The sequence below is a fragment of the Ruegeria sp. TM1040 genome, assembly GCF_000014065.1.
In the GTDB taxonomy this organism is placed as follows: domain Bacteria; phylum Pseudomonadota; class Alphaproteobacteria; order Rhodobacterales; family Rhodobacteraceae; genus Epibacterium.
In genome coordinates, this window is the sequence record NC_008043.1 from 62578 (window position 1) to 75973 (window position 13396).

The 13396-nt window shown below is 61.0% G+C and carries 12 protein-coding genes; 7 read left to right on the plus strand and 5 right to left on the minus strand.

Annotation, left to right across the window (positions count from 1 at the left end):
* Positions 1-113: 113 nt before the first annotated feature.
* The 6 genes from TM1040_RS00855 (at position 114) to TM1040_RS00880 (ending at position 6811) form a co-directional block, all read left to right on the plus strand.
* Positions 114-1109, plus strand: coding sequence for a BMP family lipoprotein (locus tag TM1040_RS00855; protein ID WP_011536714.1), 996 nt, complete (start codon positions 114-116; stop codon positions 1107-1109).
* A 189-nt stretch (positions 1110-1298) separates the two neighbouring features.
* Positions 1299-2828, plus strand: coding sequence for an ABC transporter ATP-binding protein (locus TM1040_RS00860; RefSeq protein ID WP_011536715.1), 1530 nt, complete (start codon positions 1299-1301; stop codon positions 2826-2828).
* Positions 2829-3923 carry an ABC transporter permease gene (locus tag TM1040_RS00865; RefSeq protein ID WP_011536716.1) on the plus strand — a complete coding sequence of 365 codons (1095 nt, stop codon included), beginning with the start codon at positions 2829-2831 and terminating at the stop codon, positions 3921-3923. It abuts the gene before it with no gap.
* On the plus strand, positions 3923-4930 hold the full coding sequence (locus TM1040_RS00870; protein ID WP_011536717.1) for an ABC transporter permease: 1008 nt from the start codon (positions 3923-3925) through the stop codon (positions 4928-4930). Before TM1040_RS00865 ends, TM1040_RS00870 begins: the two co-directional genes overlap by 1 nt.
* A gap of 196 nt (positions 4931-5126) precedes the next feature.
* On the plus strand, positions 5127-6044 hold the full coding sequence (locus tag TM1040_RS00875; protein WP_044026430.1) for a sulfite exporter TauE/SafE family protein: 918 nt from the start codon (positions 5127-5129) through the stop codon (positions 6042-6044).
* On the plus strand, positions 6044-6811 hold the full coding sequence (locus TM1040_RS00880) for a TIGR02186 family protein (protein WP_011536719.1): 768 nt from the start codon (positions 6044-6046) through the stop codon (positions 6809-6811). The genes TM1040_RS00875 and TM1040_RS00880 overlap by 1 nt, the downstream gene beginning before the upstream one ends.
* Before the next feature lie 115 nt (positions 6812-6926).
* On the opposite strand, the gene TM1040_RS00885 is transcribed toward TM1040_RS00880, so the two are convergent.
* The 3 genes from TM1040_RS00885 to TM1040_RS00895 are packed head-to-tail and all read right to left on the minus strand — an operon-like array spanning position 6927 to position 9975.
* Positions 6927-7664 (minus strand): SDR family oxidoreductase, encoded by a 738-nt coding sequence (locus TM1040_RS00885; protein ID WP_011536720.1) that lies wholly within the window; start codon positions 7662-7664, stop codon positions 6927-6929.
* Positions 7661-9214, minus strand: coding sequence for an AAA family ATPase (locus tag TM1040_RS00890; protein WP_011536721.1), 1554 nt, complete (start codon positions 9212-9214; stop codon positions 7661-7663). Before TM1040_RS00890 ends, TM1040_RS00885 begins: the two co-directional genes overlap by 4 nt.
* Before the next feature lie 41 nt (positions 9215-9255).
* Positions 9256-9975, minus strand: a complete 720-nt coding sequence (locus tag TM1040_RS00895) for a helix-turn-helix transcriptional regulator (protein WP_011536722.1) — start codon at positions 9973-9975, stop codon at positions 9256-9258.
* Positions 9976-10012: 37 nt separating this feature from the next.
* On the opposite strand from TM1040_RS00895, the gene TM1040_RS00900 reads away from it, so the two are divergent.
* On the plus strand, positions 10013-10435 hold the full coding sequence (locus TM1040_RS00900; protein ID WP_011536723.1) for a hypothetical protein: 423 nt from the start codon (positions 10013-10015) through the stop codon (positions 10433-10435).
* Positions 10436-10437: 2 nt separating this feature from the next.
* Here TM1040_RS00900 and ccrA read toward each other — a convergent pair whose 3' ends face one another.
* Both ccrA and TM1040_RS00910 read right to left on the minus strand, forming a co-directional pair.
* Positions 10438-11718, minus strand: coding sequence for a crotonyl-CoA carboxylase/reductase (gene ccrA / locus TM1040_RS00905; protein ID WP_011536724.1), 1281 nt, complete (start codon positions 11716-11718; stop codon positions 10438-10440).
* Between the two features lie 125 nt (positions 11719-11843).
* Positions 11844-13274, minus strand: coding sequence for a 1-acyl-sn-glycerol-3-phosphate acyltransferase (locus TM1040_RS00910; RefSeq protein WP_011536725.1), 1431 nt, complete (start codon positions 13272-13274; stop codon positions 11844-11846).
* Between the last annotated feature and the right edge of the window lie 122 nt (positions 13275-13396).

Sequence of the window (13396 nt, forward strand, 5' to 3'; positions counted from 1 at the left end):
GCTGGTCAAAAATATGTTGACCCCGGGCATGCGCAACAGGCTAAATCGCTCCACCTTTTTGAACGGACATGCCCGCGATGCGGGGTAAGAAAGAAAAAACTGGGAGTATCTGAATGACCCTGATGAAATCGCTCATGGGCGCTGCTGCCGCAGTTGCGCTGACCGCAGGTAGCGCACTGGCAAACCCGGCTGTGATCTTCGACCTTGGTGGCAAGTTCGACAAATCCTTTAACGAAGCGGCCTATAACGGCGCGCAGCGTTGGGCGGATGAGACCGGCGGCAAGTACCTCGAGATTGAAATGAAGTCCGAAGCCCAGCGGGAACAGGCGCTGCGCCGTTTTGCTGAATCCGGTGCCAACCCGATCATCACCACCGGCTTCGCCATGAGCGCGCCGCTGGAAGAAGTGGCCGGCGACTACCCTGACACCAAATTCGTCACCATCGACGGTTGGGTCGACGCGCCCAACGTCCACGTTGTGAGCTTCTCCGAGCACGAAGGCTCCTTCCTCGTGGGCATGCTGGCGGCGGAAGCCTCCAAGTCCGGCACCGTGGGCTTCATCGGTGGTATGGACGTGCCGCTGATCCGCAAATTTGCCTGCGGCTACGCGCAGGGCGTGAAGGCCGTGAACCCCGATGCGACCATCATCTCCAACATGACCGGAACCACCCCGGCAGCCTGGAATGACCCGGTCAAAGGCTCCGAGCTGACCAAAGCGCAGATTTCTCAGGGCGCGGACGTGGTTTACGCGGCTGCGGGCGGCACCGGCGTTGGCGTTCTGCAAACCGCAGCAGATGAGGGCATCCTCTCCATCGGTGTGGACAGCAACCAGAACCACCTGCACCCGGGCAAGGTTCTCACCTCCATGCTCAAGCGCGTGGACGTGGCCGTCTATGAAATCCTGAAAGCTGGCGAAGATCTCGAAATCGGCAAGGTCACCCTTGACCTCTCCGACAACGGTGTTGGCTATGCAATGGATGAAAACAACGCCGAGCTGGTCACCGCAGAGATGCAGGCCGCGGTGGAAGATGCCAAAGCAAAGATCATTTCCGGCGAGCTCAAAGTTCACAACTACACCAGCGACGACAGCTGCCCGGTTCTGAACTTCTGATCACAGTGATCCGCACCTCTCTCCGCCTGGGACATCCCGCGGCGGAGGGGTGTTTGCATATGGCCCGGAGGTCGCGTTCCGCGTGCCCTCCGGGTTTGGTTTTTCCCGTCCCGGTGTTTCTTAACATGAACATGAAAACCACGCGTTTGCGCACGCGGGGACCGGCGATGAGATGACAGGGGAACCGCGATGACGGCACCAGCAATCGAACTCAAAGGCATCTCGAAGGCCTTTGGCCCCGTCCAGGCGAACAAGGACATTTCCATCAGCGTTCAGCCCGGCACGATCCATGGGATCATCGGGGAAAACGGCGCGGGCAAATCCACGCTGATGAGCATTCTTTATGGGTTTTACAAGGCCGACAAAGGCGAGATCTGGATCAAGGGTCAAAAGACCGAGATCCCCGACAGTCAGGCCGCCATCGCCGCAGGGATCGGCATGGTGTTCCAGCATTTCAAACTGGTCGAGAATTTCACCGTCCTTGAAAACATCGTGCTTGGCGCCGAGGATTCCGGCCTGCTGATGCCCTCGCTCTCTCGGGCCCGCAAGGAGCTCAAGGAGCTTGAGGAAGAATACGAGCTCTATGTTGATCCCGACAAACGCATCGACGAAATCGGCGTTGGCATGCAGCAGCGGGTAGAGATCCTGAAAGCCCTCTACCGCAAGGCAGAGATCCTCATTCTGGACGAACCCACCGGGGTGCTGACCCCGGCCGAGGCGGATCAGCTGTTTCGCATTCTCGACCGGCTGCGTTCGGAAGGAAAAACCATCATCCTGATCACGCATAAACTGCGTGAAATCATGGAATATACCGATACCGTTTCGGTGATGCGCCGTGGCCAGATGACCGCCACCGTAAAGACCGCCGAAAGCAGCCCCGAACAGCTTGCAGAGCTGATGGTGGGCCGTAAGGTGTTGTTGCGCGTCGATAAAGTCCCCGCCACCCCCGGCAAGCCCATCCTCGAGATCGAGAAACTCTCGGTTGTGGACAGTGCCGGTGTGCAGCGCGTGAAGGACATTGACCTCACCGTGCGCGCAGGCGAGATCCTCGGCATTGCGGGCGTTGCGGGCAACGGCCAATCCGAACTCCTGGAGGTTCTGGGCGGCATGCGCGAAGGCACCGGCAATATTCGCGTCAACGGCCAGCCGCTGCCGCTCTCGGGCAAGGGCTCGGATGCGCGCGCGCGCCGCCACGCCGGTATCGCGCATGTCCCCGAGGATCGCCAGCGCGAAGGCCTGATTATGGATTTCCACGCTTGGGAAAACGTCGCCTTCGGCTATCACCGCGAGGACATCTATAAAAAGGGCCTGCTTCTGGACAACGCGCGCCTGCGCGCCGACACCGAAGCCAAGATGGAGAAATTCGATGTCCGCCCGCCGAACCCCTGGCTCGCGGCCAAGAGCTTTTCCGGTGGCAACCAGCAGAAAATCGTTGTGGCCCGTGAAATCGAGCGCAACCCCGACCTGCTGCTAATCGGCCAGCCGACGCGCGGGGTCGATATTGGTGCGATCGAATTTATCCACCAGCAGATCGTAGAGCTGCGCGACCAAGGCAAGGCGATCCTGCTGGTCTCGGTAGAGCTTGAGGAAATCCTGTCGCTCAGCGACCGGGTTGCGGTGATGTTTGACGGTAAGATCATGGGCGAGCGTCCCGCGGATCAGACCGATGAGAAAGAACTCGGCCTGTTGATGGCCGGCGTCGCGGGGGAGGCCGCGTAAATGGAAAAGATGCCTAAATGGGCCGATGTGGTGCTGATCCCTCTGATCAGCCTCCTGTTGGCCGCAGTGATTTCCGCAATCGTGATCCTCTTGATCGGAGAAAGCCCGATCGAGGCGCTGAACCTCATGGTGAATGGCGCGCTGGGATCCACCTATGGCTGGGGCTACACGCTCTATTACGCCACCAACTTCCTCTTTACCGGGCTTGCGGTGGCGGTGGCCGCCCATGCGGGGCTCTTCAACATCGGCGGCGAGGGTCAGGCGATGATTGGCGGACTGGGTCTTGCGCTTGTCTGCCTCTATATTCCCTTCCCGCATTGGTCGATTGCGCTGATCTTTGCAGCCTTGGGCGCCGGGATCTTTGGCGCCGCCTGGGCAGCGATCCCCGCCTATCTGCAGGCCAAACGCGGCAGTCACATCGTGATCACCACCATCATGTTCAACTTCATCGCTGCGGCGGTGCTCAACTACATGCTGGTGAATGCCCTGAAACCCAAGGGCGCGATGGACCCTTCCACCGCGAAATTCCCAGAAAGCGCTCAGCTGCCTTCTCTGCACGAGATCCTCGCGCCCATCGGCATCGAGTTCTCCAAATCCGCTCCCGCCAATGTCACGCTCTTTGTGGGCATTGCCGCCTGTATCGTCGTCTGGGGCCTCATCTGGCATACGCCGCTGGGCCACGAAATCCGCGCCCTCGGCAAATCCGAGCGCGGCGCCGTCTATGCGGGCATCTCGCCGGTGCGCACCGTCATGATCACCATGCTGATCTCCGGCGCGCTCTGCGGCTTGATGGCCACCAACAACGTCATGGGCGAGGCTGAGCGCCTGGTGCTGAACGCCACCGAAGGCGCTGGCTTTATCGGTATTGCGGTGGCCCTGATGGGGCGCAACCACCCGTTTGGGGTCTTCCTCGCGGCGATCCTCTTTGGGTTCCTCTATCAAGGCGGCGCAGAGCTCGCGCTCTGGACCAATATCCCCTCCGAGCTGATCGTGGTGATTCAGGCGCTTGTGATCCTCTTTACCGGTGCGCTCGACAATATGGTCCGCATGCCGATTGAAAAGATCTTCCTCGCCTTCCGGAAGGAGAACGCCTGATGGATTTCCTGACACTCATTCAGGTGTTTGACAGCACCGTTCGCATGGCGACCCCGCTACTGCTGGCCTGTCTTGCGGGTCTCTTCTCCGAACGCGCAGGCATTTTCGACATCGGCCTTGAGGGCAAGATGCTGATGGCGGCGTTTTTCTCCGCTGCGGTTGCGGCCGTTACCGGCAACGTCTGGCTGGGCCTTCTGGCCGGGATTGGCGCGTCGCTGCTGCTCTCGGGGCTGCATGGACTGGCCTCGATCACCTTCCGGGGCAATCAGCTGATCTCGGGTGTAGCGCTCAACTTCCTCGCCTCCGGCCTGACCGTATTGATCGCCGAAAGCTGGTTCCGCCAGGGGGGCCGCACGCCGTCGCTCTTGACCGAAGGTCGTTTCAACGGGATTGAACTGCCCTTTGCCATCGGCCCTTCGGACGCCGAGGCCGCCGGGCGCCCCCTGAGCGAAATGATCGCCGAAGCCAATGTGATCCAGCAGATCTGGTCCGAGTTGATCTCCGGTCATTCCATTCTGGTTTATGTGGCCGTCCTGATGGTGCCGCTGACGTGGTGGGTTCTGTTTCGCACGCGGTTTGGCCTGCGCCTGCGCGCGGTGGGGGAAAACCCGGCCGCCGTCGACACCGCAGGTGTGTCGGTGCGCAGCCTGCGCTTTGCCGCCATTGGCATCGCGGGCGTGCTCTGCGGTATCGCCGGGGCCTATCTCGCCACCGGCCTGCAGGCGGGCTTTGTCAAGGAAATGACCTCCGGGCGGGGATATATCGCGCTGGCCGCGCTGATCTTTGCCAAATGGCGCCCCTGGCACGCGCTTGGCGCCTGTCTGCTGTTTGGTCTGTTGCAAGCGGTCGCTCTGCGGTTCCAGAGCATCCAGCTTGGCGGGGTTTCGATCCCGGTGCAGGTCATGGATGCCCTGCCCTATGTGCTGACCGTTGTGATCCTTGCTGGTTTTGTCGGCAAGGCAATCCCGCCGCGCGCCGGGGGTCAGCCCTATGTAAAGGAACGCTAAAGGCTTCTGTCCAAAGCACATCCTTTCAGTCATCCTGTAGCACCCCCGCCTCAGTCCTGAGCGCGGGGGTGTTTTTTCGGCTCTGGGCGGTCGCTTTCAAAATCAGCCTGTTCTATGGTCAATGCAACTCCGTCCCATGGGGTGCCGCGTTGCAGCATGCCCATGCCCATCCGCCAGCAGAAGACGCCCCAGGGATATGAATATTTACCTCCCCATCGCCGAAGTGGCCGTGAATGCGTTCCTGATTCTGGGACTGGGTGGCATGGTTGGGGTGCTGTCCGGCATGTTTGGGGTCGGCGGCGGGTTCCTTCTGACGCCGCTTTTGTTCTTTATCGGCATCCCGCCAGCGGTTGCCGTGGCCACTGGCGCCAATCAGATCGTGGCCTCTTCGGTGTCTGGCGTTCTGGCACATCTGCGTCGCCGCACCGTAGACCTCAAGATGGGAGCCGTGCTGCAACTCGGGGGTCTCATCGGCGCGGGATTAGGCGTTGCGATTTTCAATTATCTGAAGTCGCTGGGGCAAATCGATCTCTTTGTGACGCTCTGCTATGTGGTTTTCCTCGGGATAGTCGGCGGTCTCATGTTCATCGAGAGCGTAAACGCCCTGCGCAAATCCAAACGCGGCGGCGCGCCCAAACGCCGCCAGCGCGGCTGGGTTCATAGCCTGCCCTTCAAGATGCGCTTTCGCACGTCCGGGCTCTATATCTCTGTGCTCCCACCTGTCGCCGTCGGGCTCTTTGTGGGGATGCTCACCGCGATCATGGGGGTCGGTGGCGGCTTCATCATGGTGCCTGCGATGATCTACCTCTTGGGCATGCCAACCAAGGTTGTGGTCGGCACCTCGCTGTTCCAGATCATCACCGTGACCGCAGCCACCACCATGATGCACGCGGTCACCAACCAGACCGTCGACATCGTGCTCGCAGTCCTTCTGCTGATCGGCGGCGTGGTGGGCGCGCAATTTGGTACCCGCATCGGCATGCTCCTCAAGGCCGAACAACTGCGCATTCTTCTTGCGCTCTTGGTGCTCCTTGTCTGCGGCAAGCTGGCGCTGGATCTCCTGTTGGAACCAAGCGAGCTGTACTCGCTCAGCCCGCTCCGGGAGGTCCGCTGATGTCCCTTCTGCGTCTGATCTCCTTTACGATATGTGCCACGCTCTCTGCTTTGGCCGCCACTGCCGAAGAGGTGGTGCTCGGCCTCAGTCAGGATCGTGTCGCCATCACCGCGACCTTTGATGGCTCGGAAATCCTGATCTTTGGCGCTGTGAAACGCGAAAGCCCCATCGCCACCGAAGCCCCGCTTGAGGTGGTCGTCACCGTCGCAGGTCCAAGCGAAACCGTGCTGGTGCGCCGCAAGGACCGCGAGTTGGGCATCTGGGTCAATACCGAGGCCGTCACCGTCGACTCCGCGCCGAGCTTTTATGCCGTCGCCACCTCAGCCCCGTTTTCCGAGGCCCTCAGTGACACAGAAGATCTACGCCACAAGATCTCCATCAACCGTGCCATCCGATCCGTGGGGGCAACGGTCGAGGGCGCGCAGAGCTTTACAGACGCGTTGATGCGGATCCGCGAGGAAAAGGGGCTCTACTCCTTGCAGGAAAACACCGTTGCAGTGGACGAACAGACCCTGTTCCGCACTGCGTTGCGCATGCCGGCAGACCTGATCGAAGGCCACTACCGGACCCGGATTTTCCTCACCCGCGCCGGGCGGGTGGTGTCGCAATACGAGACGGTGATCGAGGTCAACAAGGTCGGGATGGAGCGGTTCCTGTTCAACCTGTCGCGCGAACAGCCTGCAATTTACGGCCTACTGGCACTTGTGATCGCGGTGGTCTCGGGCTGGGGCGCGGCGGCCGGGTTCCAGCTCCTGCGCGCACGCTGAGGCGGACGCAACCGCGCCGCGCGTCAGCGCGGCGCCCGGCCCAACCAGAGGCCATGTGCCACAAGGCGCAGGGCAAATGGGCGGGAGCCTCCCCGCCCCGGATTCACACCAGAGGTCAGCCGCGCCCGATATAGGGCATCTTGGTCGCCATCACGGTCATGAACTGCACATTGGCCTCCAGTGGCAACTCCGCCATATGCAGCACTGATCGCGCCGCATCGCCCACGTCAAAGGAGTCCATCGGCGGCGCCTCGGGATTGGCCTCGGCCATGCGCTGCGCCAGATCTGCAACCATCGGCGTGCGGGCATTGCCGATATCGATCTGCCCACAGGCAATGTCATAGGCCCGCCCATCCAGAGACAGCGATTTGGTAAGCCCGGTGATCGCAGCCTTTGTCGCCGCATAAGGCACGGTGCCCGGGCGCGGCACATGGGCGGCGATGGAGCCATTGTTGATGATCCGTCCCCCCCGCGGGGTTTGATGGCGCATGCGGGCAAATGCGGCCCGCGCGCTCAGGAACATCCCGTTGAGGTTCACATTCACCGCCGCAAACCAATCCTCCAGCGCGATTTCATCGATGGTGCCCGGCGGGGTGAAAATCCCCGCATTGTTGAACAAGACATCGATCCGCCCTGCCTCGGTGCAGAAGCGATCAAATGCAGCCTCTACGGCGGCGGGGTCGGTCACATCTGCAGGCAGCACCACGGCACAGCGTTGACCCTCGGCGACCTCCGCCAGTTTCTCCACGCGCCGTGCCAAGAGACCGACCATCCAGCCCTCCGCCAAGAACAGCTCCGCGACCGCCCGGCCGATACCGGAACTCGCGCCGGTGACGAGAATGGATTTTGTCATAAAGAGGCCTCCGCGTCCTGTGCTTCCAATGTCAGTGTGGGCGCCGCCACTTGCTTCAGATCCTCGACCGGCAGCGGCCCCGTAGGTTTGGCCAACCGGTTGCGCACCACCCAGATCAGCCGTTCCTGTGCGCGGGTGATCGCCACATAGGCCAGCCGTTTCCACAGGGGCTGGCCCGCCTCGACCCGCCCCATCCGCGCTGCCGCATAGATGTCGGGCGCAAAGACCTGCGCCGTTTCCCATTGGCTGCCTTGCGCCTTGTGGATCGTAACCGCCGCACCGTGTAAAAACGTCGCCCCCATGCGCGCGGCAAAGGGAATAAAAGGCTCCTCTTCCTCGGGTTTTTCGATCTTCACGATCGAGGCGGCCGAGACCTGCGGATCTTCAGCGCCCATCACATGCAGGCGCGAAAACCCAGGCTTGCGCCCGGGACCGAGGTAGATGACCTGCGCCCCCTTGATGAGTCCGCGCGCTTCCAGATCGAGCCGCTTCTTGCGGTGTTTGAGCGGAAGCTCCAGCCCGTCGCAGATCAGTGGCTCCCCCTCAAGAAGCTGATCCTCTGGCGCGCCATGCACGGCCCGAAACGCGTTGATGAGCCGGATGCGGGTGTTGTTGCGCCAGACCAGAACCGGCGAGCGCGCCATCAGATCCACCTCGACCCGCTGGCCCCAGACCACACGTTCGTCCTGACGCGCCTTTTCCTCGACCATGCGCTCAAAATCCTCAAACCCCATCTGCGGGTCCGCCAGCGCATGCGCCAGATCGAGGATCGGGTTGTCGGCTTCTTGGCGGTGAATGCGATTGAGGATCAGCTTGCGCTCTTCGGGCAGGTCGTCAAACACCATCGAACCCGATTGGTTCACGGGCGCCAACTGCGCCGGATCCCCAAACAGCACAAGCGTCGGGAAAATCTCCTTCAGGTCTTCGAACTGGCGATCGTCCAGCATCGAGGCCTCATCGACAAAACCAATGTCCAGAGGCTCTTCGCGCCGTTTCCAGCCGGTGATAAAGTCCGATCCCCGCAAACCCGCCGCCGCCAGTGCGCCAGGTATGGATTTATTGGTGGCGTAAAAGGCTTCGGCGCGCGCCAGCGCCTCGTCGCTCAGCCCCTCGATCTCGGGCCGGTCGCCCTCTCCCGCCAGCCACTCGGCGATGCGCTCATATTCCGGGTCATACACCGGCGTGTAGAGAATGCGGTGAATGGTCGTCGCCGGCACACCGCGCAGGCGCAGGACGCTGGCGGCCTTGTTGGTTGGTGCGAGGATCGCCAGCGTGCGTTTCTCGCCCTTTTTGCGGCTCTCGTAATCACCCGACACCACTTCGACACCGGCGGCGGCCAGGGCTTTGTAGAACTCCGATAGCAACAAGGTCTTGCCCGATCCGGCCTTGCCGATCACTGCGCTGACGCCGGTTTCTCCACGCGGCGGATGCAGCAGATCCTCACCCAGATCAACCCCGGCTTTGCGCAGCTGTTCGGAAAGGGAATCAAAGGCTTGCGCCTGATCATCAGAGAATTGCAGCGCGGGCGCTGAGGAAGGAGCCTGTGTCATGGCGCGACATTACAACTGGGCGCACGCGCGCACCAGTGGGATCAGGTTGCAATCAGCCCCATTGTCACCGCGCGCGCCACCGCATGCGTGGTGTTCTGAGCCTGCAACTTGCTGCGCGCACCCTCGATATAGACCCGAAGCGTGTGTTCGGAAATCGCCATCGCCTCGGCGGCGCGCGCGCGGCTCATGCCTTCGGCCAAGAGGCTGAGTGCCTCGGACTCGCGCATGGAGAGCGGCTGCTCCGGGGTTGGGTAATAGCTCACCTCGAACTCCAGCGCGCGGCGATTGACATAATGCGCCAACAGGATCAGGTCGCGGCTGTGTTTCTGGGTGAATTTATCCCAAACCTCGCCTTCGCAGGATTTTGTGATGCTCAGGATGGCATATTGCCCGGCTGGCCCGCGCACCGGAACGCTATAGCCCTGATTGCCGACCCCAAAGGCTATGGAGTCCTTGCGATAGGCCGACGCAAGACGCGCAGACCAGTCCAGATCGCGCCAATCGACCGGATGAAATGCGGTATAGCAACCGATTACAACCGGATCGATGCGATGATAGCTCATGGCAGAATAACGGTCCTGCCAGGCTGTCGGCAGGGTCGAGCAGCCGCTGACACTGCCGCTGCGATCGACCCATCGGTAGCTCACATGATCGAGGTCAACAAGATTGCGGAACTGGGCAAGAACTTCGCCAATCTCCTCGAGATTTGCGGAGCTTTCGATCAACTCAAGGATGGCGTTAAAACTGTGACGTCGTACCATTTCAACTCGCAATACTGTCTGGCCTTGATGTCAGACGATGCTGGACAGGTTTGTAAATCGGGTGTTCGCCACCCTTGGTCTTCAAACCCAGTACATGTCCGCTCTGCTCTGGTTTCGTGTCTCTATTCGAACGCATCGAAAGGGCATGGCCGAAAGCCCAACGACCCCCCTCTTGGAAAAAGGAATTTCATATCTGTTTATCAATATAGTTTACAAAGAAAATGAATCCACCCTGATCTACGATAAATGCTATCGACAAAATGAATTCTATCAAGGGTTGTGGATGATCGGACACGTCTTCATCCGAGTGTTTTCGATACTTGCGCCACACCTGCGTCTCGCGCGCCTCGTCATGCAGATGACACAAGCACGCAAAAGGGGGGGCAAAACGGGCGTTAAAAAAACACCCGCCCCGAAAGGCGGATGTTTCAGTCAGGAAGCTCTGTCGCGACATGCGTGAATTCAGGCGTCGAGCACCTCGCCAAGGGTGCGCAGACCGGTTTTGGGCGCCTGCACCAGCACCGACATATTGCCGGGCTTATGCTCGTTGCGCAGCATTTTCATATGCGCCTCAGGCAGATCCGCCCAGCTGAACACCTCGGACATGCAAGGGTCAAGGCGACGTTCGATCATCAGCTTGTTGGCCGCCGAGGCCTGCTTCAGATGGGCAAAATGGCTGCCCTGAAGGCGCTTTTGATGCATCCACATGTAGCGCACGTCAAAGGTGCAGTTGAACCCGGATGTGCCCGCGCAGATCACCACCATGCCGCCTTTTTTCACAACAAACGTCGACACCGGAAAGGTCGCCTGACCAGGGTGCTCAAACACCATATCGACGTTGTTGCCCTTGCCGGTGATATCCCAGATCGCCTTGCCGAACTTGCGCGCTTCCTTGAACCACTCGGCATATTCCGGCGTGTTCACGGTCGGAAGCTGCCCCCAGCAGTTGAAATCCTTGCGGTTGAGCACGCCTTTGGCCCCCAGGCTCATCACAAACTCGCGTTTGCTTTCGTCCGAGATCACCCCGATCGCGTTGGCCCCCGCGGTATTGATGAGCTGGATCGCATAGGACCCAAGCCCGCCCGACGCGCCCCAGACCAACACGTTCTGGCCCGGCTTCAGGTCATGCGGCTCATGGCCGAACAGCATCCGGTAGGCGGTCGCAAGCGTCAGCGTGTAGCAGGCGCTTTCTTCCCAGGTGAGATGCTTGGGGCGCGGCATCAACTGCTGGGCCTGTACGTTGGTGAACTGGGCAAAGGATCCATCCGGCGTCTCATAGCCCCAGATGCGCTGGCTGTTTGAATACATCGGATCGCCGCCGTTGCATTCCTCATCGTCGCCATCGTCCTGGTTGCAGTGGATCACCACTTCATCGCCAACTTTCCAGCGCTTTACCTTGTCGCCAACGGCCCAAACGATGCCCGACGCATCCGAGCCCGCGATATGATAGGGGGCCTTGTGGCCGTCAAAGGGGCTGATCGGCTGGCCAAGTGCGGCCCAGACACCGTTGTAGTTCACACCGGCCGCCATCACCAGAACCAGCACCTCGTTGCTGTCGAGCGTCGGCACATCGACCACTTCCTGCTGCATCGCAGTATCAGGCTCTCCATGGCGCTCCTTGCGGATGGCCCAGGCGTACATCTTCTTGGGCACATAGCCCATCGGGGGGATTTCCCCCATTTCATAGAGGTCTTTCTGCGGTGCATCGTAGGTCATCATGCTGTCCTGCGTGTCCAGAGCCATGCCGGCCTCCCTTGGTCTCGATCTCTCGTAGCGCGTTTGTTCTGCAGCGCAGAATCGCGCCGTCTTCCAAAGGAGTACGGACGGGAAGGTAATATTGCAACCCCAATCATACGTATTTTGTAATTTTATGACCCCGCGGATGCAGAATAATCTTTTGCAGGTGCAGAAATCGCCTCCGAGTCCGGCGGGGGTTCGAGCGCGACGGGCACAAGGTGAGCGATGGAATTGGCATAATACCGCAGCATATCCGTCTGGCTGCGCTCGGGCGTGATCATTCCCCCCGAGGTGCGAATGAGCTTGCGACGGCGCATCTGCAGGATCGCACTCTGGACGGCTGCGCCGTGGGCGTGTTCCGGCATATGGATGGCCGCAAGGGGCATGGAAGCCACCGTTTCGCGCAGCGCCTGCACCAAAGCGGCCTCGCTCATCGCGCCCCGTTGCAACAGAAGATAGCTCACCATGGGCACCGGCAGCACTGGGATAACCTCGCCGATGCGGCGCATCAGCTCCGTCGACAGCAGGCGCGCGCGGTCTTCACCGGCGCCAGTGGGCAGCTCGCTCACGCTGAGCGGCCGGCCAAAGCTGACTGCCGCCTGCCCGGCGTGTTGATAGCGCCCGGTGATCCAGAGCCAAAACTGGCGCAGCAGCCGCACCATCACCGCGCCGATCCGCGCCCGGAACCGCCGGTCCCCGGTCTGCGCGGCCCGGATCAGGATCTTGTCTTCCAACACCCGGTCATAATTCAGCGCCACCGGTACAAAGACAACGTCCTTGCCCACCTCGGCGCTGCCCTCGACGATGTATTTCAGCAACCCATGTTTGGGCGGCGCCATCACCCCGGTGAGGCTGAGGCCCCCTTCGGGAAACATCGCCTGCGTCACGCCGGCGCGCGTGGCCAGCCGTACATAGGCCGCCAGCACCGCCCGGTAGAGCGCGTTTTGGGATTTGCGCCGGATGAAATAGGCCCCCATCGCGCGGATCAGGCGGCTGAGCGGCCAGACCCGCGCCCATTCGCCCACCGCATAGGACAGGGCCGAGCGTTTGGCGACCAGATAGGTCACCAGCACATAATCCATGTTGGACCGGTGGTTCATCACAAAAACCACGGTAGAGTCCCGGTCAATCGCCTTCAGCAGGCCCTCGTCATAACTGCCCAGACGCACACGGTAGATCGCATTCGACAGGAGCCGCGCCGCCCGGATCGCAAAGCTGAAATAGGTGAAGGCCGAAAACGACGGCACGATCTCGCGCGCAGAGCGCCGCGCCTCCTCAAAGGCGACGTTTTCCGGAATGCCCTTCGCCGCCGCGTGATCCGACACCGCCTGCGCCACCTGCGGATCATAGATCAGCCGCTGGATCATGTCGTAGCGCCGCGCCAGCTTGAAGGGCTCGATCGGGCGCTCCAGCCGTTGATTGAGCCGCGCCACCGCGCGCTCCAGCCGGCGACGAAAGAACCAGCGCACCGAAGGGAACAGGAAATGCGAGGCAAATGTCACCGCTGCAAACAGCAGGATCAGCACAAAGGCCCAAAGAGGAAGTTCCACGGTCTGCGTCATAGCCGCAGTCTTACCGCGCCCGCCCCTCGGCACAACCGGAACCGCGCCTCTTCTGCGGATGCAAAAGGCGCAGCGCAGCAATTGCCGCAACGCGGCGAATTGACAAGGTAGCATAATTCCAG

Excerpts from the sequence above, each read along its gene's own strand:
- TM1040_RS00885 (WP_011536720.1), bottom strand. The coding sequence starts at position 7,664 with ATGACAAAATCCATTCTCGTCACCGGCGCGAGTTCCGGTATCGGCCGG.
- TM1040_RS00910 (WP_011536725.1), bottom strand. The coding sequence starts at position 13,274 with ATGACGCAGACCGTGGAACTTCCTCTTTGGGCCTTTGTGCTGATCCTG.
- TM1040_RS00855 (WP_011536714.1), top strand. The coding sequence starts at position 114 with ATGACCCTGATGAAATCGCTCATGGGCGCTGCTGCCGCAGTTGCGCTG.
- TM1040_RS00870 (WP_011536717.1), top strand. The coding sequence starts at position 3,923 with ATGGATTTCCTGACACTCATTCAGGTGTTTGACAGCACCGTTCGCATG.
- TM1040_RS00880 (WP_011536719.1), top strand. The coding sequence starts at position 6,044 with ATGTCCCTTCTGCGTCTGATCTCCTTTACGATATGTGCCACGCTCTCT.
- TM1040_RS00890 (WP_011536721.1), bottom strand. The coding sequence starts at position 9,214 with ATGACACAGGCTCCTTCCTCAGCGCCCGCGCTGCAATTCTCTGATGAT.
- ccrA (WP_011536724.1), bottom strand. The coding sequence starts at position 11,718 with ATGGCTCTGGACACGCAGGACAGCATGATGACCTACGATGCACCGCAG.
- TM1040_RS00895 (WP_011536722.1), bottom strand. The coding sequence starts at position 9,975 with ATGGTACGACGTCACAGTTTTAACGCCATCCTTGAGTTGATCGAAAGC.
- TM1040_RS00900 (WP_011536723.1), top strand. The coding sequence starts at position 10,013 with ATGCTGGACAGGTTTGTAAATCGGGTGTTCGCCACCCTTGGTCTTCAA.
- TM1040_RS00875 (WP_044026430.1), top strand. The coding sequence starts at position 5,127 with ATGAATATTTACCTCCCCATCGCCGAAGTGGCCGTGAATGCGTTCCTG.
- TM1040_RS00865 (WP_011536716.1), top strand. The coding sequence starts at position 2,829 with ATGGAAAAGATGCCTAAATGGGCCGATGTGGTGCTGATCCCTCTGATC.
- TM1040_RS00860 (WP_011536715.1), top strand. The coding sequence starts at position 1,299 with ATGACGGCACCAGCAATCGAACTCAAAGGCATCTCGAAGGCCTTTGGC.